The organism is Kitasatospora sp. NPDC048722 (assembly GCF_040650235.1).
Classification (GTDB): domain Bacteria; phylum Actinomycetota; class Actinomycetes; order Streptomycetales; family Streptomycetaceae; genus Kitasatospora.
This window is the reverse complement of sequence record NZ_JBEZGX010000016.1, coordinates 1-18,647: the sequence shown is the minus strand read 5'-3', so window position 1 is coordinate 18,647 and position 18,647 is coordinate 1. Positions and strand designations below refer to the sequence as shown.

The following is an 18,647-nucleotide window of genomic DNA, read 5'->3' as shown; positions in this document are numbered from 1 at the left end:
GTCAACGATTTACCGCTCGTCCTTTGGAACAGAATCCCGGCCCTACCGGAGTACAGGTCGGTTCTCGACCTGCGGGCGGCGACGTGCGGCGCTTTCCCGGCCTAGCGTGAGGGCCGAACGATTTCGCGTGGCAACGACGGTGAGGTTGGAGACTATGCGCGTCCTCGGCTACAGCGGGCTGAACGGCGGACTGGAATTCAAGCGGGCGGCATTCCCCGGGCTCGATCCCCGGCTGCACAGGTTCGCCCAGGGCTACGACTCGGCGGCGGCCCTGGTGATCGACGGCGAGGTCGTGGCCGCCGCCGCGGAGGAGCGGTTCACCGGAGAGAAGACCACCGGGTCGTTCCCGGCCAACGCGATCGCGTACTGCCTGGAGCAGGGCGGGCTGAAACCCGACGACGTCGACGTCCTGGCGCACGGCTTCGCCTACGGGGAGCCGGTCGGCGGCTCAGGGAGCGCCTACGCGTCCACCCGGTTCCGCGAGGTGTACTCGACGGAGTCGCAGATCGCCCTGGCCGAGAAGGTCCTTCCCGGCCGGCCCTGGGGCGACCGCTTCCGGCCCGTCCCCCACCACCTGGCCCACGCCGCGAGCACCTTCTACCCCAGCGGGTTCGAGGAGTCGCTGATCGTGGTGAGCGACGGGATGGGCGAGTCCGAGAGCCTGACCGTCGCGGTCGGCCGGGGCGAGGAGATCGAGGTCCTGCGCACCGTCCCGGCCATGCACTCGGTCGGGATCCTCTACAGCCTGGTGACCCACCACCTCGGCTTCGTCCCCTTCATGGACGAGTACAAGGTGATGGGCCTCGCGCCCTACGGGGACCCGCAGCGCTACTACGACCGCTTCGCCGACATGGTGCGGCTGCGGGAGGACGGCACGTACACCGTCCCCGTGCTGGCCCGGGACCGCACGGCCTTCGAGCACGAGACCCACGAGGGCGTCCTGCGCGAACTGGCGGCCGTGCTCGGCCCCGCACGGCTCCCGGGGCAGCCCTCGACCCAGGAGCACGCCGACATCGCCGCGGCCCTCCAGGCGATCACCGAGCAGTCGATGCTGCACGTCCTGCGCGCGGCCCGCGAGCGCACCGGCCTGAGCCGGCTCTGCCTGGCCGGCGGCGTCGCGCTCAACTGCACGCTCAACGGCCTCGTGTCGCGCAGCCGGCTGTTCGACGACGTCTTCGTCCAGCCGGCCTCCAGCGACGACGGCACCGCGATCGGCGCGGCGCTCGCGGCGGACGCCGCCGCGTCCGCCGGGGCCGGGCGGATGTCCATGCCGTACTGGGGGCCCGGGTTCTCCGACGAGGAGCTGGCGGCCGCGGTCGGCGAGCCGGAGGGCTGCACCGTCGAGGAGTACGCCACCGACGCCGAACTCGCCGAGCGGGTCTCGGAGCTGCTGGCCGACGGCCGGATCACCGCGTGGGTCCAGGGCCGGATGGAGTTCGGCCCCCGCGCGCTCGGCAACCGCAGCATCCTCGCCGACCCGCGGACCGAGGCCATGCGCGACCGCCTGAACGAGGTGGTCAAGGAGCGCGAGAGCTTCCGGCCGTTCGCGCCGGTGGTCCGCGTCCAGGACGCCACCGAGTACTTCGAGATCGAGCCCGGCACCGAATCCCGGTACGCCCACATGCTGTTCGTGACGCAGACCCGCGCCGAGCACCGCGACGGCCTCGGCGCGGTCACCCACGTCGACGGCAGCGCGCGCGTCCAGGTGCTCCACCCGGAGAGCAACCCGCGGTTCTTCGAGCTGATCGGCGCCTTCGGCCGCCGCACCGGCACCCCGGTGGTGCTGAACACCTCGTTCAACCTGCGCGGCCAGCCGATCATCGCGACCCCGCAGGAGGCCCTGCGTACCTTCCTGCGCTCCAGGCTGGACGCCCTCGTCCTCGGCCGGACCGTCGTCGTCAAGGGCGCCGAGGAGTCGATCGCCGATGTCGGCTAGCCCCTTGCGGCCCCGGTGGCCGGCCGCCCACGCGACCCTGCCGCCCGACCGGCCGCGCCCGCCGGTGCCACAGTTCCGGCGCGCGGCGGTGGCCGCCGACGGCGCCGCCTTCGCCGAGTGCCTCGCGGAGGTGTCGGCCCGGTACGGGATCGAGCCGCGGACGGCGGCGGTCGCCGCGGTCGCCGCCGCCCTGGCCGCCCGCCACCGGCGCGGGCGCACGGTGCTCGCGGTCGGGACCGACCTCGGGCCGCTCCGGCTCGTCGACGTCGGGGTCGAGCTGGGCGGGCGGGCCGCCGCGGCGGTGACCCTCGGCCGGCTGGAGGCCGAACTCGAAGCCGGACTCGAAGCGGAGTTCGAAGCCGGACTCGAAGCGGAATCGGGGCCGCGGTCCGCCGAACGCTCAGGCGTCGCGGTGCTGTTCGGGCGCCCGGCCGAGCAGTGGCGCGGCCTCGGACCCCGGCTCGCCGACCGGGACCTGGTCCTCAGCATCGACCCGGACCGCAAGGAGGCCGGCTGCGAGTTCGACCGCGACCTCTACGACCCCGCCGGCGTGACGGCCTTCTGCGAGGACGTCCGGCAGGTGCTGACCGCACTCCTTGAGTCGCCGGACCTGCCGGTGCTCGACGTCGAGGAGGCCGCCGCCCCGGAAACAGCCGACGCCACGGTCCTGGACGCCCCCGCGCCGAGCTCCACCGAAGCCCTCCTGGCGGGCATCTGGACCGACGTGCTGAACGTCTCCCCCACCGAGATCGAGGCCGGCTCCGACTTCTTCGCCCTCGGCGGCCACTCGCTGCTCGCCGCCCGGGTCGCCATGCGGGCGGGCGCCGTCTTCGGCGCCGAGGTCACCGTGGAGGACCTCTTCCACCACCCGACGCTCTCCGGGCTCGCCGCCCTGATCGACCGGGCCGCGCCCACCACGGTGGCGCCGATCCCGGCGGCACCGGCCGGCGGCGCCCACCCGCTCAGCTCCGCGCAGACCGGCATCTGGCTCGCCGAACAGCTCGACCCGGGCGCGGCGCAGTACAACTTCCCGCTGTACTGGCGGCTGCGCGGCACGGTCGACCCGGCGGCGCTGCGGCGGGCCCTGGACGGACTGGTGCGGCGCCACGAGGCGCTGCGGCTGCGGATCACGGAGTCGGCCGCCGGCCCCGTCCAGAGCGTCGCCCCGGTCGCGGCAGCCCCCTTCGAGACGGTCGACCTGACCGGACACGACGACGCGGCCCTCGCCGCACTGGTCCGGCGCACCGTCGACGCGCCCTTCGACCTGGCCGAGAACGCGCTGCGCGCACTGCTCGTCCGCCTCGCGGACGACGACTGGGCCCTCGTCCTCGTCGTCCACCACATCGTCTGCGACCAGTGGTCGCTGGCCCGTCTCGTCGACGAGCTCGGCACGCTGTACGCCGGCCGGGAGGGCGCGCCGCAGGACGGACCGCGCACCGGCTACCTGGACTACGCGGCCTGGCACCGGGGCGTGCTGGCCGAGCGGCTGCCCGCGCTGCGGGAGCACTGGCGGGAGCGCGTCGTCACCGCCCCCGAGGTGGACCTGACGGCCCTGCACCGCGCCGACGCCGGCCCCGGCCTCCGGGCCGGCTGCCACCGGTTCGAGATACCCGCCGGGCTCCTCGGCGAGATCGAGGCCTTGGGCCGGCGCAGCGGCGCGACCCCGTTCATGGTGCTCTACGCCGCGTTCCTCGGGCTCCTCCACCGCTACTGCGGCCAGGACGACCTGACCGTCGGCACCTCCGTCGCCGGCCGCGGCCACCCCCAGCTGGAGACGATGGTCGGGTCGTTCGTCAACCTCGTGCAACTGCGCACCCGGCTGGCCCCCGGCGTTCCGTTCCGCGAGCTCCTCGACCGCGCCCGCACCACCGTCATCGACGCCTACGCGCACCAGGACTACCCGTTGGAGGCGGCCCTGCGGGAGCGGCGGGCCCACGGCGTCCCGGGCACGCCGCCGACCTCCGTCATCTTCGAGCTGCTCAACGTCGACCCGGTGCGGCTCGCGCTCCCGGGCGCCGAGGCCGAGGAGGTGCCCGTCCGGGTCGGCTCGGCGAAGTTCGGCCTGATGGTGACGCTGGAGGCCACCGCGTCGGGGACCATCGGCAACGTCGAGTACCGGGCCGACCGCTACGACGCCGCGCGCATCGCCCGGTTCGTCGAGCACTACCTGTCGCTCCTCGCGGCCGTGGTGCGCGACCCGGAGCTGCGGGCCGACCAGTGGCTGCCCGCCGGGGAACCGGCCGTTCCGAGCCCGGTCGCCCCGGTTCCGGCCGCCGCTGCCGACCAGGAACAGGACAGCGGCGCCGCCCCGGCCTCCCGCCAGCGCGCCGCCCTCGAAACCGTCCTGGCCGGCATCTGGGCCGACGAGCTCGGCCTCGCCGCCGTCGGCGCCGACGAGGACTTCTTCGCACTCGGCGGCTACTCGCTGACCGCCACGCGGATCGTGGCACGGCTGCGCCGCGAGCTGTCCGTCACGGTGCCGCTGCGCGTCCTGCTCGTCGACGGGACGGTCGCCTCGCTCGCGGCCTACGTCGAGACCCACGAGCCCGACCTCCCCGGCCTGCAGCGGACCGTCCGGGTCATCCGGCTCGCGCGGGCGGACACCCACCGGCAGCGGCAGACCGCCGACCAGGAAGGGATTTGAGCGTCATGACCCACTCCGTACCCAACCCGGGCGCCGGGGGCGCGCCCCTGCCCGTGTCGCCGACGCAGCACGGCATCTGGCTGGCCGAGCAGGTCGACCCGGGGCAGCCGGTCTACAACGTGCCGGCCGCGCTGCGCCTGCGGGGCGAGCTGTCCCTGGACGGCCTGCGGCACGCGGTCGAGGCGCTCGTCCGGCGCCACCGCGCGCTGCGGACGCGGTTCGCGTCCGTCGCCGGGCTCCCCCGCCGGACCGTCCTCGACCACGCCCACGTCCCGGTCCAGGTGCTGCGGCTGCCCGACGAGGCGGCGGCCCGGCAGGCCATGGACGAGGAGATCGCGCGCCCCTTCGCCGTCGCCGCCGACCCCCTGCTGCGGGTGTCCGTCATCCGCTACGCCGAGGACGAGTGCTTCCTGCTGCTGGTGTCCCACCACCTCGTGAGCGACGGCTGGTCGGTGGACGTCCTGCTGGAGGAGCTCGCCGCCCACTACCGGGCCGACGCGGCCCCCGTCTCCGTCGACGCACCGCCGGAGCCCGAGCTCCCGCCGCTGGACGCCGCCACCGCCGAGGAGAACCTCGCCTTCTGGGAGCGGACGCTGGGCGACGCCCCCGCGGCGACCGAGCCGCTCGGCTCCGGACGCCGGCCGGCCGCCCGCACCAACCGCGGCATGACCTCGCGTTTCACGCTGCCCGACGCCCTCTGCGCCACGATCCGCGAGTTCGGCCGGACCCACCGGGTGAGCCCCGCCGTGACGCTCCTCGCCGGCTTCGCCGCGCTGCTCACCCGCTGTTCCGGGCAGCAGGACCTCGTCATCGGCACGTCGCTGGCCGGCCGCGACGACCCGACGACGGAACGGCTGGTGGACTGCCTGGTCAAGGTGGTCCCGCTGCGGATCACGGCCGGCGCGGGCACCGACTTCGCCGGGCTCCTCGCGACCACCAGGGACGCGTTCATCGACGCCCTGGAACACCAGGACGTCGTCCTGGAGGACCTCGCCCGGCGGCTGGGCACCGACCGCGACGGCTCGCCGCTGTTGCGGATCCTGTTCGGCTACAGCCGCGGGCACGCGGCACCGCGGATGGCCGGGCTGGAGACCGCCCACGTCCCGGTGAACACCGCGACCGCCAAGTTCGACCTCACCTGGAACGTCAACGACGACGGCGAGCGGATCGAGATCGAGGTCGAGCACCGGACCGAGCTGATCGACGCGGCGCAGGCCGCGCGCCTGGCCGGGCACTGGTGCCGGCTGCTCGGGGCGCTCCTGGCCGAGCCGCAGACGCTCGTGGCACGGGCCGAGCTGCTGTCGGCCGAGGAGCGGGCGCGGCTCGTCGGCGCGGCCCCGGCACCGCGGGTGCGGCCGTCGGCGGCGGAGCGGTTCGCCGGGCAGGTGGCGGCGGCCGGTGACAGCGTCGCGGTGAGCGACGGCACCCTGGAGTTGACATATCGCCAACTCGACGAGCGTTCCTCGAAGTTCGCCGCCCTGCTCGCCGGGGCCGGCGTGCAGCGCGGCGACCGCGTCGGGCTGTGCCTCACCCGCACGGTCGACCTGGCCGCCGCCGTCCTCGCCGTGTGGCGCCTCGGCGCCGCGTACGTCCCCGTCGACCCGGACAACCCGGCGAGCCGGATCGCGTACGTCCTCGGCGACGCGCGCGTCCCGCTCGTCCTGACCGACGCCGCCGACCGCGTCCCCGCCGGACCCTGGCGCACCCTCGACACCGGCGGAGCGACCGACGCCGTCCACCTCGGGTCCGTCCGCCCCGAGCCGGCCGAACTCGCCTACGTCATCTACACCTCGGGCTCCACCGGCGAACCGAAAGGCGTCGAGGTCACCCACGGGAACCTCGCCACGCTGCTCGACGCCGGCCAGGAGACCGTCGGCCTGCGCGACACCGACGTCTGGTCGCTGTTCCACTCCTTCGCCTTCGACTTCTCGGTCTGGGAGATCTGGGGCGCCCTCGCCTACGGCGGACGGCTCGTCGTCGTCCCGCGCGAGGTGACGCGCGACCCCGCGGCCTTCCGCGACCTGCTCGTCCGCGAACGCGTCACCGTCCTGAACCAGACGCCGTCCGCGTTCCGCCAGCTCGTGGCCGAGGACGAGCGCCATCCGGCCGGTGAACTGGGCCTGCGCCTGGTCGTGTTCGGCGGCGAGGCGCTCGACCTGGCCTCGGTGCGCGCCTGGTGGCGCCGCCACGCGCCCGACCACCCGGCGCTGGTCAACATGTACGGCATCACCGAGACCACCGTCCACGTCACCTGGCAAGTCCTGGACGAGGAACGGATCGAGACCAGCAACAGCCCCATCGGCCGCGCACTGCCCGGCTACCGCACGCTCGTCCTCGACGGCCACGGCAACCCCGTGCCGATCGGCGTGCAGGGCGAACTGTACGTCGGCGGCGACGCCGTGGCCCGCGGCTACCTCGGACGACCCGCCCTGACCGCCGAGCGCTTCGTCCCCGACCCCTTCGGCGACACCCCCGGCGCCCGCCTGTACCGCAGCGGCGACCTCGCCCGCTGGACCGCCGACGGCGACCTCGAATACCTCGGCCGCAACGACGACCAGGTCAAGATCCGCGGCTTCCGCATCGAACTCGGCGAGATCGAGGCCGCCCTGGGCCGCCACCCCGCCGTACACGGCGTCACCGTCGTCGCCCGCGAGGACACCCCCGGCGACCGCCGACTCGTCGCCTACGCCGCCTGCCCGGACACCACCGACCCCCGCGAGCTGCGCGACCTCGCCACCGCCCACCTCCCCGCGTACATGGTCCCGGCCGCGATCGTCGTCCTGGAGACGCTGCCGCTGACCCCCAACGGGAAGATCGACCGCGCCGCCCTGCCCGCACCGGAGTTCTCCGGCGACGCGGCCGGTTACGCGGCACCGCGCACCCCCGTCGAGGAGGGCCTGGCCCGGGTGTGGGCGGAGATCCTCAAGGTCGACCGGGTCGGTCTGGAGGACGACTTCTTCGACCTCGGCGGGGACTCCATCCGCGCCGTGCAGATCGCGTTCCGGGTGCAGCGCGAGCTCGGCATCGCGCTCAGGCCGGTCGACGTCCAGCTCCACCCGACGGTCGTGGAACTCGCCCGCCACCTGTCGGCCTGACCGTCCCACCGCGAGAACACCCATCCCTATTCCCCGTGAAGGCCGTGGAGGCTGGCATGTCGAACGACGAACTGGACCTGGACTACAAGGTCGTGGTGAACGACGAGGAGCAGTACTCGATCTGGCCGCAGGACCGGGAGAACCCGGTCGGCTGGCGGGACGCCGGGGCGCGCGGCAAGAAGCCCGAGTGCCTGGAGTGGATCGAGCGGAACTGGACCGACATGCGGCCCATGAGCCTGCGCAGCGCCTAGGCACGGTCGGTCGGGACGGAGTGAGGAGGTACATCGAGATGTCTCGTGGTCTGGACGCCCCGGAGGACGGGCCGACCCCCGCCCCGGCTCCCGCCGGGACGGACGCACCCGCCGCGGCGGGCACCGGCAGGCTGCCGCTGTCCCTGGCGCAGCAGCGGCTGTGGTTCCTCTCCAGGCTCGGGGAGTTCCGAGCCGGATACAACATGCCCCGGGTGGTCCGGATCACCGGGCGGCTGGACCGGACGGCGCTCACGGCGGCGCTCGGCGACGTCGTGCGCCGGCACGCGGCGCTGCGGACGGTCTTCCCTGAGGTCGCCGGGGAGCCGTGGCAGCAGGTCGTGCCCGCCGGCGACGTCGCCGGACGGTTCACGGTGGAGTTCGCCGAGTGCGGCTCCGGGGAGGTGGCGGAGCGGGTCGGCCTGGCCTGCCGGCACGACTTCGACCTGACCTCCGAACTCCCGGTGCGGGCATGGCTGTTCGCAACCGGCGCCGAGGAGCACGTGCTGGCGCTGGTGATCCACCACATCGCTGCGGACGGATGGTCCGTCGGCCTGGTGGATCGCGACCTCGGGACGGCCTACGCCGCCCGCCGCGCCGGCACCGCGCCCGAGTGGCCGGTGCCGGCGACGGAGTACGCGGACCACGCGGTGCGCCAGCGGCGGTCACTGGGCGCGGAGGACGACCCCGACAGCCTCATCTCACAGCAGCTCGACTACTGGCGCGAAGAGTTGCGCGGCGCACCGCCGGAGCTGCGGCTGCCCCGCGACCGCCCGCGGCCGAAGTCGGCCGGGTCCTCTCCGGCCGGTTCCTCCCGCGCCGGGACGGTGCACTTCGAGATCGACGCCGACACCCACCGCGCGCTGGCCGGGTTGGCCCGCGAGCACCGGGTCACGCTGTTCACGGTGCTCCAGGCGGGTTTCGCGGCGCTGCTGAGCCGGCTGGGGGCGGGCACCGACCTCCCGATCGGCTCGCCGGTGGACGGCCGGACGGACGAGGACCTGCAGGAAGTCGTCGGGTTCTTCGTCAACACCCTGGTGTTCCGGCTCGACTGCTCCGGCGACCCGACGTTCGGCGAGCTCCTGAAGCGGGTGCGCCGGACGGCCCTGGCGGCGATCGCCCACCAGGACGTCCCCTTCGACCGGGTGGTCGAGGCCGTCAACCCCGCCCGCACGGCGGCCGGGAACCCGCTGTTCCAGGTGAGCTTCGCACTGGAGGCCGGCGGGGACGGCGGCCTGGTCCTCCCGGGCCTGGAGGTCGCCGACGAGCCCTTCGAAGCGGGTTCCGCCAAGTTCGACCTGAGCCTGGGCGTGACCGAGCACCGCGGCGCGGACGGCGGGCCGGCGGGCCTGAGCGGAGTGCTGGAGTACGCCGAGGACCTGTTCGACCGGGCCACGGCGCAGGCGGTGGCCCACCGCTGGCAGCTGCTGCTGGCCGGGGCGCTGGCCGGCCCGGGGCGCCCGATCGGCGAACTTCCGCTGCTGGACGGGGCCGAGCGGCGGTGGCTGCTCGAACGGGGCGGCGCGGACGCGTCGCTGCCCCGGATGCGACCGTCGGCGGCGGAGCGGTTCGCCGAGCAGGTGGCGGCGGCAGGTGACAGTGTCGCGGTCACCGACGGCATCGGAACATCACTGACGTATCGTCAACTGGCGCAGCGCGCATGCAACTTCGCCGCACTGCTCGCCGAAGACGGGGTGAGGCGCGGCGACCGCGTCGGCCTGTGCCTCGGCCGCACCGCCGACATGGTCGCCGCCGTCCTCGCCGTGTGGCGCCTCGGCGCGGCCTACGTCCCCGTCGACCCGGACAACCCGGCGAGCCGCATCGAGTACGTCCTCGGCGACGCCCGGGTCCGGCTCGTCCTCGCCGGCCCCGGCACCGCCGACCGCGTCCCGGCCGGTCCCTGGCGCACCCTCGAAACCAGCCGGGCGACGGACGCGGTCCACACCGGATCCGTCCGTCCGGAGGCCGGCGAACTCGCCTACGTCATCTACACGTCGGGTTCCACCGGCAGGCCGAAGGGCGTCGAGGTCACCCACGGCAACCTCGCCGGGCTGCTGGCTTCGACCGAGGGCCTGGCGAAGCCGTCGCAGAGCGACGTCTGGTCGCTGTTCCACTCCTTCGCCTTCGACTTCTCCGTCTGGGAGATGTGGGGAGCCCTGGCCTACGGCGGACGGCTCGTCGTCGTCCCCCGCGACGTGACGCGCGACCCCGCGGCCTTCCTCGACCTCCTGGTCCGCGAACGCGTCACCGTGCTCTCCCAGACGCCGTCCGCGTTCCGCCAGCTCGTCGCCCAGGAGGAACGCCGCCCGGCCGGCGAACTGGGCCTGCGCCTGGTCGTGTTCGGCGGCGAGGCGCTCGACCTGGCCCCCGTGCGCGCCTGGTGGCGCCGCCACGCGCCCGACCACCCGGTCCTGGTCAACATGTACGGGATCACCGAGACCACCGTCCACGTCACCTGGCGGGTCCTCACCCCGGAGGGGACCGAGACCGCCCGCAGCCCGATCGGCCGCGCACTGCCCGGCTGGCGGACGCTCGTCCTGGACGAACGCGGCGAGCCCGTCCCGGTCGGCGCGCCCGGCGAGCTGTACGTCGGTGGCGCCGGGGTCGCCCGGGGCTACCTCGGCCGCCCCGGCCTCACCGCCGAGCGCTTCGTCCCCGACCCCTTCGGCGACACCCCCGGCGCCCGCCTGTACCGCAGCGGCGACCTCGCCCGCTGGACCGCCGACGGCGACCTCGAATACCTCGGCCGCGCGGACGACCAGGTCAAGGTCCGCGGCTTCCGCATCGAACTCGGCGAGATCGAGGCCGCCCTGGGCCGCCACCCCGCCGTGCGCGGCGTAACCGTCGTCGTCCGCGAGGACACCCCCGGCGACCCCCGGCTCGTCGCCTACGCGGCCTGCGCCGACGGCCCCGACGGTACCGACCCCCGCGAGCTGCGCGACTTCGCCGCCCTCCACCTGCCCACCTACATGGTCCCCGCAGCGATCGTCACCCTGGACGCCCTCCCCCTGACCCGGAACGGCAAGATCGACCGCGCCGCCCTGCCCGCACCCGAGTTCCCCTCCGCCTCCACCGGCCGCGAACCCGCGGACGCGACCGAAGCGGCCCTGTGCCGGCTGTTCTCCGACGTCCTCGGCCTGGAACGGGTCGGCGTCGAGGACGCCTTCTTCGACCTCGGCGGACACTCGCTGCTGGTCATCCGGCTGGTGGACCGGATCCGCGCCGCCCTCGGCGTCGAACTGTCCATCCGGACCGTGTTCGAGACCCCGACCCCGGCCGGCCTGGCCGCGGCCGTCGCCCTCGGCCGGCGGGCCCGGCCGGCCGTGCACCCCGCGGCACGCCCGGAACGCCTGCCGCTGTCCTTCGCCCAGCGCCGTCTCTGGTTCCTCAACGAACTCGACGGCGGAGCGGCCTACAACATCCCGTACGCGGCCCGCCTGTCCGGCGCCCTGGACGTCGACGCGCTGAACGCCGCCCTCGCCGACGTCGTGGACCGGCACGAAGCGCTGCGCACCGTCCTGCCCACCGAGGACGGCCGGCCCTGGCAACGGATCCTCTCCGGTCCCGAGGCCCGGACGAACCTGACCGTCACCGACACCACCCCGGAGGCGCTGGACGCCGAGCTCGCCGGGGAGAGCGAACGCGTCTTCCGGCTGACCACGGAACCCGCCCTGCGCGCCCGCCTCTTCCGCCTCGGCCCGGACGAACACGTCCTCCTGCTGGTCGTCCACCACGTGGCCTGCGACGGCTGGTCGCTGGAGCCGCTGCTCGACGACCTCGCCGAGGCGTACGGGGCGCGCCGCACCGGCACCGCGCCGGCCTGGCCGCCGCTGCCCGTCCAGTACGCCGACTTCACGCTGTGGCAGCGCGACCTGCTCGGTGCCGAGGACGACCCGGCGAGCCGGCTCTCGCAGCAGACCGAGTACTGGCGCCGGACGCTGGACGGCCTCCCGGACCAGCTGGCCCTGCCGTTCGACCGGCCGCGGACGGGCACGGTCGGCCTGCGCGGCGGGGAGGTCGCGGTCGAGGTCGGCCCGGCGCTGCACGCCGCGCTGGCAGCCGCCGCGCGGGCCCACGACTGCACCGTGTTCATGGCGCTCCAGGCCGCCGTCGCCGTGGTGCTGTCCCGCTCCGGCGCCGGACCGGACATCCCGCTCGGCACGGCCACCTCCGGGCGCGCCGACGCCGCGCTGGACGGCCTCGTGGGCTTCTTCGCCGGCACCCTCGTGCTGCGCACCGACGTCTCGGGCGACCCGACCTTCGCCGAACTCCTGCGCCGCGTCCGGGAGACCGACCTCGGCGCGTACGCCCACCAGGACGTCCCGTTCGAGACGCTGGTCGAGGCGCTCAACCCGGCCCGCGTCCCCGGCGCCAACCCGCTGTTCCAGGTGAGCGTCTCCATGCTGAACGGCATCACCGCGGAACTCGCCCTCCCCGGGCTGGAGGTGGAGTCCCACGACCTGAGCATGGGGATCTCGGCCTTCGACCTGTCCTTCGTGTTCGGCGAACGCCCGGGCGCCCCGGCCGGGCGGCCCGGCGGGCTGGTCGCCGCGATCGGGTACGACGCCGACCTGTTCGACCGCGCCACCGTCGAGGGCATCGCCGGCCGGCTGGTGCGGGTGCTTGAGGCGCTGGCCGCCGACCCGGACGCCCGGGTCGGCGAGGTGGACCTGCTCTCCGCGCACGAACGGCGGCAGGTCCTGCGGGAGTGGAACGACACCGCGGCAGAGGTGCCGGCGCTTCCGGCGCCCGCGCTGTTCGCCGCCCAGGCCGCGCGCACCCCCGGCGCCCCGGCGGTGCGCCACCTCGACACCGTGCTGACCTACGCCGAGCTCGACGCCCGCGCCAACCGGCTGGCGCACGAGCTGATCTCCCGCGGCATCGGGCCGGGGCGGCTGGTGGCCCTCGCCCTGCCCCGCTCCGAGCAGGTCGTCGTGGCCCTGCTCGCCGTCCTGAAGGCCGGGGCGGCCTACCTCCCCGTCGACCCGTCCTACCCCGCCGACCGCGTCGCCTTCATGCTGCGGGACGCGGCCCCGGCCTGCGCGCTCAGCACCACCGAGGTGGCCGCCGGGCTGCCCGGCGGCCCCGGCCTCCCCGTGCTCGCCCTGGACGACGCGCACGTGCGGAGCTCGCTCGCGGAGCGGCCGGCCACCGCACCCACCGACGCGGACCGCACCGCGCCGCTCCTCCCCGCCCACCCGGCGTACGTCATCTACACCTCGGGGTCGACGGGCCGGCCCAAGGGCGTGGTGGTCTCCCACCGCGGCCTCCCCAGCATGGTGCGCTCCCAGGCGGCGACGCTCGGCGTCGGCGGCGACAGCCGGGTCCTGCAGTTCGCGTCGATGAGCTTCGACGCCTCCGTGTGGGACACCTGGATGGCGCTGCTCACCGGCGGCTGCCTGGTCGTCGTGCCGGAGTCCGACCGGATCCCCGGCCCGGCCCTGGCGGACTTCCTCCGCGTCCAGGGCATCACCCACGCCACCCTGCCGCCCGCCGTGGTGCTCGCCACCGAGTTCGACGAGGACGTCGCCGGGGTCACGCTGGTCACCGCCGGCGAGGCCTGCACGCCCGCCGTCCTCGACGCGGCCCGCCACTTCGCGAAGGTGGTCAACGCCTACGGCCCCACCGAGTCCACGGTGTGCGCGACGATGCGCACCGTCGACGGGGTGCCGCAGGCCGTCCCGATCGGCCGTCCGGTGGCGAACACCCGGGTGTTCGTGCTGGACGCGCGGCAGCGCCCCGTCCCGCCCGGCGTGCCCGGGGAGCTGTACCTCGCGGGCGCCGGGCTGGCCACCGGCTACCTGAACCGGCCCGCCCTGACGGCGGAGCGCTTCCTGCCCAGCCCCTTCGGCGGCGCCGGGGAACGGATGTACCGCACCGGCGACCTGGTGCGCTGGACGGCGGACGGCGAACTGGTCTTCCTCGGCCGCACCGACGAGCAGATCAAGATCAGGGGATTCCGCGTCGAGCCCGGCGAGGTGGAGGCGGTGCTCGGCGGCCACCCGGAGGTCGCCCAGGCCGCGGTGATCGCCCGTGAGGACCGTCCGGGGGACGTCCGCCTGGTCGCCTACACGGTTCTGGCGGACCGTCAGGACCTGCGGGACCCCGCCACGGCACTGCGGAGGTACGCGGCCGAACACCTGCCGGAGTACCTCGTCCCCGGCGACGTGGTGGTCCTCGACCACCTGCCGCTGACGCCGAGCGGGAAGGTCGACCGCAAGGCCCTCCCCGCGCCCTCGGTGAACGCCCCGGCCGCGACCGGCACGACGGCCACGGACGACCCGCGCGTGGCGGTCCTGGTCCGGCTCTTCGCGCAGGAACTCGGCGTGGACCGGGTCGACCCGGAGGACTCGTTCTTCGAGCTCGGCGGCCATTCGCTGCTGGCCACCCGGCTGATCGGCCGCATCCGCGCCCTGCTCGGCGCCGAGATGGGCATCGCGACGCTGTTCGAGGCGCCCACCGCCGCCGACCTCGCGACCCGGCTCGACCGGGCCCCGGCCGACCCGTACGCCAACGTCATCGAGCTCCGGCGCGGTCGGCCGGGCGCCCGCCCGGTCTTCTGCATCCACCCCATCGGCGGCCTCAGCTGGTGCTACGGCTCCGTGCTGCCCCACCTGGAGCGGGACCAGCCGGTCCACGGGATCCAGGTGACGGAGAGCCACGGCCGCTTCAAGGCCGTGGAGTCGCTCGACGCGCTGGCCCGGCGCTACGCCGACCTGATCACCGCGACGCACCCGGACGGCCCGTACGTCCTCATGGGCTGGTCGCTGGGCGGGGTCCTCTCCTACGAGGTCGCCCGCCTGCTGGAGGCGGCCGGCCGGACCGTCGACCTGGTCGTCCTCTACGACGCCTGGCCGTACGAACGGCCGGTGGCCCCGGAGGAGCTGGAGGGCGACTTCGCCGCGTGGGTGACCGGCGAGGTCATCGCGGGCCCGTCCGCCGACGGCACCCTCGACGCCCGGCAGAGCCGCGCCCTGGTCCGCGCGGCCAAGGGTGTCGCCGCCCTCCTCGGGCCGCCGCACCCGGACGGCTACCACGGGCGCGTCCTGAGCATCGCCGCCGCCAAGACCGTCGCCGAGCGGGGCTCCGCCGAGCAGGCCTGGCGGCCGTACCTCACCGACGCCGAGCACCACGTGGTGGACGCCGACCACGACGCGATGATGACTCCCGCCGTCATGGAGCAGTCGGGCCCGCTGGTCACGGCCGCCCTGAAGACCCTGCCCGCGCGGCGGACGGGGGGCCGACGGTGACTGAGCACCACGACTGCGCGGACCCCCACGACCTCGACCCCGGCCTGGACATCCCGGACCCCCGCGATCCGCGCCCGCTCGGCGACGACCGCTGCGTCTTCATCCGTCCGGTGCTCCGGCCGGGCGGGAAGGTCGTCGCCGGGAACTTCTCCTACTACGACGCCTCCGAGGACACCGCCGGGTTCGAGGAGTCCCGGGTCCGCTACGCGTTCGGCACGGAGCGGCTGTTCATCGGCCGCTACTGCTCCATCGCCGCGGGCGTCACCTTCGTGATGGCCGGTGCCAACCACGTCTTCGACGGGCCGACGGGCTACCCGTTCCTCAGCTTCGAAGGCGACTGGCGCGACGGCCTGATCGACGCGCTGATCGCCCGGGGGCCGGGCCGCAAGGGCGACACCCGGATCGGCAACGACGTCTGGATCGGCCGCGGCGCCACCGTCATGCCCGGCGTGACCGTCGGCGACGGCGCCATCATCGGCGCCGGCGCCCTGGTCGCCTCCGACGTGGCGCCCTACCGGATCGTGGGCGGCAACCCGGCCCGGGTGATCCGCGCCCGCTACGGCCCCGAGGACGTCGAGCGGCTGCTCGCGGCCCGCTGGTGGGACTGGCCGGTGGCGGCCGTCTCCCGGCACCTCCCGGAGCTGGTCCTCGGCCGGCCCGAACGGATCCTGTCCATCGCCAGGACCGAGCACCTGCTCGGCCCGGCACCGGCCACCCCCCAGGGGAGCGCATCATGACGACAGCAACAGGCGGCCGCAGCGCCCCGCCGACCGTCGACCCCGCGGCGGTCGACCTCGCCGACCCGGCCCTGTACGGCACCGGCGACCCCGAGGCGGTGTGGGCCGAGCTCCGCCGCGACCACCCGGTCCACTGGAACGAGGGCCCGGACGGCGGCGGCTTCTGGGCCGTCACCCGTCACGCCGACGTCCAGCGCGTGCTCAAGGACACCGCGGCCTTCACCTCCGCCCAGGGCATGCGGATCGGCCACAACCCGACCGCCACCGCCGAGGCCGCCGGGAAGATGCTGATCGTCACCGACGCGCCCCGGCACGCGAAGATCCGGCGGGTCATCAGCTCCGCGTTCACCCCGCGCATGGTCGCCCGCCTGGAGCAGAACATGCGGACGATCGTGCGCGAGGAACTGTCGGCCGTCCTGACCGGCGAGCCCTGCGAGTTCACGGACTTCGCCGCGGTCCTGCCGGTCGCGGTGATCTGCGACCTGCTCGGCGTGCCGAAGAGCGACTGGCGGTTCATGCTCGACTCCACCCGGGCCGCGTTCGGCGCCTCCGGCGTCGACCCGATCGCCCGGCTCGAAGCCCACGCCGGCATGCTCGCCTACTACGCCGACCTCGTCGACTTCCGCCGCGAGGAGCCCGGCGAGGACGTCGTCAGCGCCATGGCGAACGGCCTGGTCGACGGCGTCCCGCTCACCGACGAGGAGATCTTCCTCAACTGCGACGGCCTCATCTCGGGCGGGAACGAGACCACCCGGCACGCCACCGTCGGCGGCCTCCTCGCCTTCGCCGCCCACCCCGACCAGTGGCGGCTCGCGGCCGGCTCCCCCGACGGGATGGACACCGTCGTCGACGAGGTCCTGCGCTTCACCAGCCCCGCGATGCACGTGCTGCGCACGGCCTCCCGGGACGTCGAGATCGCCGGCACGACGATCCGGGCCGGCGATCCGGTGACGGTCTGGATGCCGTCCGCGAACCGGGACGAGACCGTCTTCGAGGCCCCCGAGGGCTTCGACGTCCGACGTGCGCCCAACCCGCACGTCGCCTTCGGCAGCGGTCCGCACTTCTGCCTCGGCGGAGCACTGGCCCGCACCGAACTCCGCGTGCTGTTCGGCGAGCTGCTCACCCGGGCCGCGGGCGCCGAACCCGCGGAACCGGCCCGGCGGCTCCACTCCAACCTCATCCGGGGCTTCGAGTCCGCGCCCGTCCTGCTGCACCCCCGCGACGGCCGGGAGAGGCGGTGAAGCCACTCGCGGACCCCCGGTTCCGCCGCCTGCTCATCGGCCAGGCGCTCTCGGGCTTCGGCAGCAGCGCCCTCTACCTGACCCTGGGCATCTGGGCCAAGGACCTCACCGGCAGCAACGCCGCCGCCGGCGGGGTCGAGGCCGCCCTCGGCGCGCCCATGGTGCTGTCGCCGCTCTTCGGCCACCTCGCCGACCGGGTGCGGCGGCGCCCGCTGCTCATGGTCACCAACGCCCTCATGGGGCTGGCCGTGCTGTCCCTGCTCGCGGTGCGCGGCGGCGAACAGCTCTGGATCATCTACCTGGTGGCGGTCTGCTACGGCGTGGCCTTCGGCGTCCTCGGCGCCGCATCGGCCGGGATCCGCCGGGACCTCCTGCCCGACGACCAGCTGACCGGTGCCAACGCGATCCTCCAGACGACCACGCAGGGGCTGCGCATCCTCGCCCCGCTCGCCGGCGTGGCCGTCTACGCGGTCGCCGGCGGCGGCACGCTCGCCGTGCTCAACTCCCTGACCTTCCTGGCCGCGATCCTGGCGCTCGCCGGCTTGCGGGTCGAGGAGTCCGTCGGGCCGGAGGCCTCCGGCGAACCGTTCCTCCGCAGCGCCCTCGCGGGCCTGCGGCACATCAACGCCACGCCGGTCCTGGCCCAGATCGGCTACGCCGCAGCCTGCGCGTTCTGCGTCATCGGTCTGAGCCAGACCGTCATGTTCGCGGTCGTGGACGAGGGGCTGGGTCGACCGCCCTCGGCGCTGGGCACGCTCAACGCCGTCCAGGGGGTCGGCGCCGTGGCCGGCGGCCTCACGGCCTCCGCGCTGATCCGGCGGGTCGGCATGGCGCGCACGGCGGGACTCGGGATCGGCGCCTTCACGCTGGCGGCGCTCGCCTACTGCGTGCCGCACACGGCGTTCGTCGTCGCGGGCGAGGTCGCGGACGGCATCGCCATCACCTGGCTCATGGTGGTGCTGTCGTCGGCGGCCCAACTCCACACGCCGTCAAGGCTCCAGGGCCGCGTCAACGCCATGTGCACGATGCTGGTGCTGGTGCCGCAGTCGCTCTCGCTCGCCGCCGGCACGGTCCTCATCGACCGGTTCGACTACCGGACGCTGCTGGTCGTGATGGCGGCGGTCACCGCCTGCTGCGCGGCGGTCCTGGTGCTGCGGCCCACCGCCGCGCTCACCGAGCGGACGTTCGTGACCTCGGTGCCGGGCGGGCCGGCGAACCGGGACGCCGCCAACTCCGCGCCACCGGCGCAGCATTGAGCGCCGACGGCGGGCCGGCCGGTCGGCTCCGCCCGCCGGGACGACGTCTCGGGACCGCCTTTGACAATCCGTCTATCGTCATACAGCCGTTCGCCCTCCGCCGTGCGACCCGTGCTGCCGCTGGGACAGCCGCTCCACCACCAAGCGCCCGGAGTGACGCCTACTGACGGGTGTTCTTGACCGTGGGCTGCGTCTTCTGGTTGTAGATCTCCTTGCCGTCCGCGTTGAAGGCATGGACGT

General features: G+C 74.7%; 8 protein-coding genes. All 8 read left to right on the top strand.

All coding sequences use genetic code 11. From position 1 onward, the window contains the following. Positions 1-154: 154 nt before the first annotated feature. The 8 genes from AB0C76_RS14345 to AB0C76_RS14310 are packed head-to-tail and all read left to right on the top strand — an operon-like array spanning position 155 to position 18,407. The gene (locus tag AB0C76_RS14345) at positions 155-1,936 is read left to right on the top strand and encodes a carbamoyltransferase C-terminal domain-containing protein (RefSeq protein ID WP_359964306.1); all 1,782 of its coding nucleotides are present in this window, start codon (positions 155-157) and stop codon (positions 1,934-1,936) included. After that, a complete protein-coding gene (locus AB0C76_RS14340) occupies positions 1,926-4,580 on the top strand; it encodes a condensation domain-containing protein (protein ID WP_359964304.1) in 2,655 nt (884 codons plus the stop codon). Before AB0C76_RS14345 ends, AB0C76_RS14340 begins: the two co-directional genes overlap by 11 nt. A 5-nt stretch (positions 4,581-4,585) precedes the next feature. Then, a complete protein-coding gene (locus tag AB0C76_RS14335) occupies positions 4,586-7,675 on the top strand; it encodes an amino acid adenylation domain-containing protein (RefSeq protein WP_359964302.1) in 3,090 nt (1,029 codons plus the stop codon). Between the two features lie 56 nt (positions 7,676-7,731). After that, on the top strand, positions 7,732-7,926 hold the full coding sequence (locus AB0C76_RS14330) for an MbtH family protein (RefSeq protein WP_359964300.1): 195 nt from the start codon (positions 7,732-7,734) through the stop codon (positions 7,924-7,926). A 38-nt stretch (positions 7,927-7,964) separates the two neighbouring features. Next, entirely contained in the window at positions 7,965-15,173 is a 7,209-nt protein-coding gene (locus AB0C76_RS14325; protein WP_359964298.1) for an amino acid adenylation domain-containing protein, read from the top strand. Beyond that, entirely contained in the window at positions 15,170-15,910 is a 741-nt protein-coding gene (locus AB0C76_RS14320) for a CatB-related O-acetyltransferase (RefSeq protein WP_359964296.1), read from the top strand. The genes AB0C76_RS14325 and AB0C76_RS14320 overlap by 4 nt, the downstream gene beginning before the upstream one ends. Continuing rightward, positions 15,907-17,151, top strand: a complete 1,245-nt coding sequence (locus tag AB0C76_RS14315; RefSeq protein ID WP_359964294.1) for a cytochrome P450 — start codon at positions 15,907-15,909, stop codon at positions 17,149-17,151. The genes AB0C76_RS14320 and AB0C76_RS14315 overlap by 4 nt, the downstream gene beginning before the upstream one ends. Further along, a complete protein-coding gene (locus AB0C76_RS14310) occupies positions 17,148-18,407 on the top strand; it encodes an MFS transporter (protein ID WP_359964293.1) in 1,260 nt (419 codons plus the stop codon). Before AB0C76_RS14315 ends, AB0C76_RS14310 begins: the two co-directional genes overlap by 4 nt. The last annotated feature ends 240 nt before the right edge of the window (positions 18,408-18,647 follow it).

Bases quoted from the DNA above. Each gene is read 5' to 3' on its own strand.
- AB0C76_RS14335 (WP_359964302.1), top strand. From the start codon at position 4,586: ATGACCCACTCCGTACCCAACCCGGGCGCCGGGGGCGCGCCCCTGCCC.
- AB0C76_RS14330 (WP_359964300.1), top strand. From the start codon at position 7,732: ATGTCGAACGACGAACTGGACCTGGACTACAAGGTCGTGGTGAACGAC.
- AB0C76_RS14325 (WP_359964298.1), top strand. From the start codon at position 7,965: ATGTCTCGTGGTCTGGACGCCCCGGAGGACGGGCCGACCCCCGCCCCG.
- AB0C76_RS14315 (WP_359964294.1), top strand. From the start codon at position 15,907: ATGACGACAGCAACAGGCGGCCGCAGCGCCCCGCCGACCGTCGACCCC.
- AB0C76_RS14340 (WP_359964304.1), top strand. From the start codon at position 1,926: ATGTCGGCTAGCCCCTTGCGGCCCCGGTGGCCGGCCGCCCACGCGACC.
- AB0C76_RS14345 (WP_359964306.1), top strand. From the start codon at position 155: ATGCGCGTCCTCGGCTACAGCGGGCTGAACGGCGGACTGGAATTCAAG.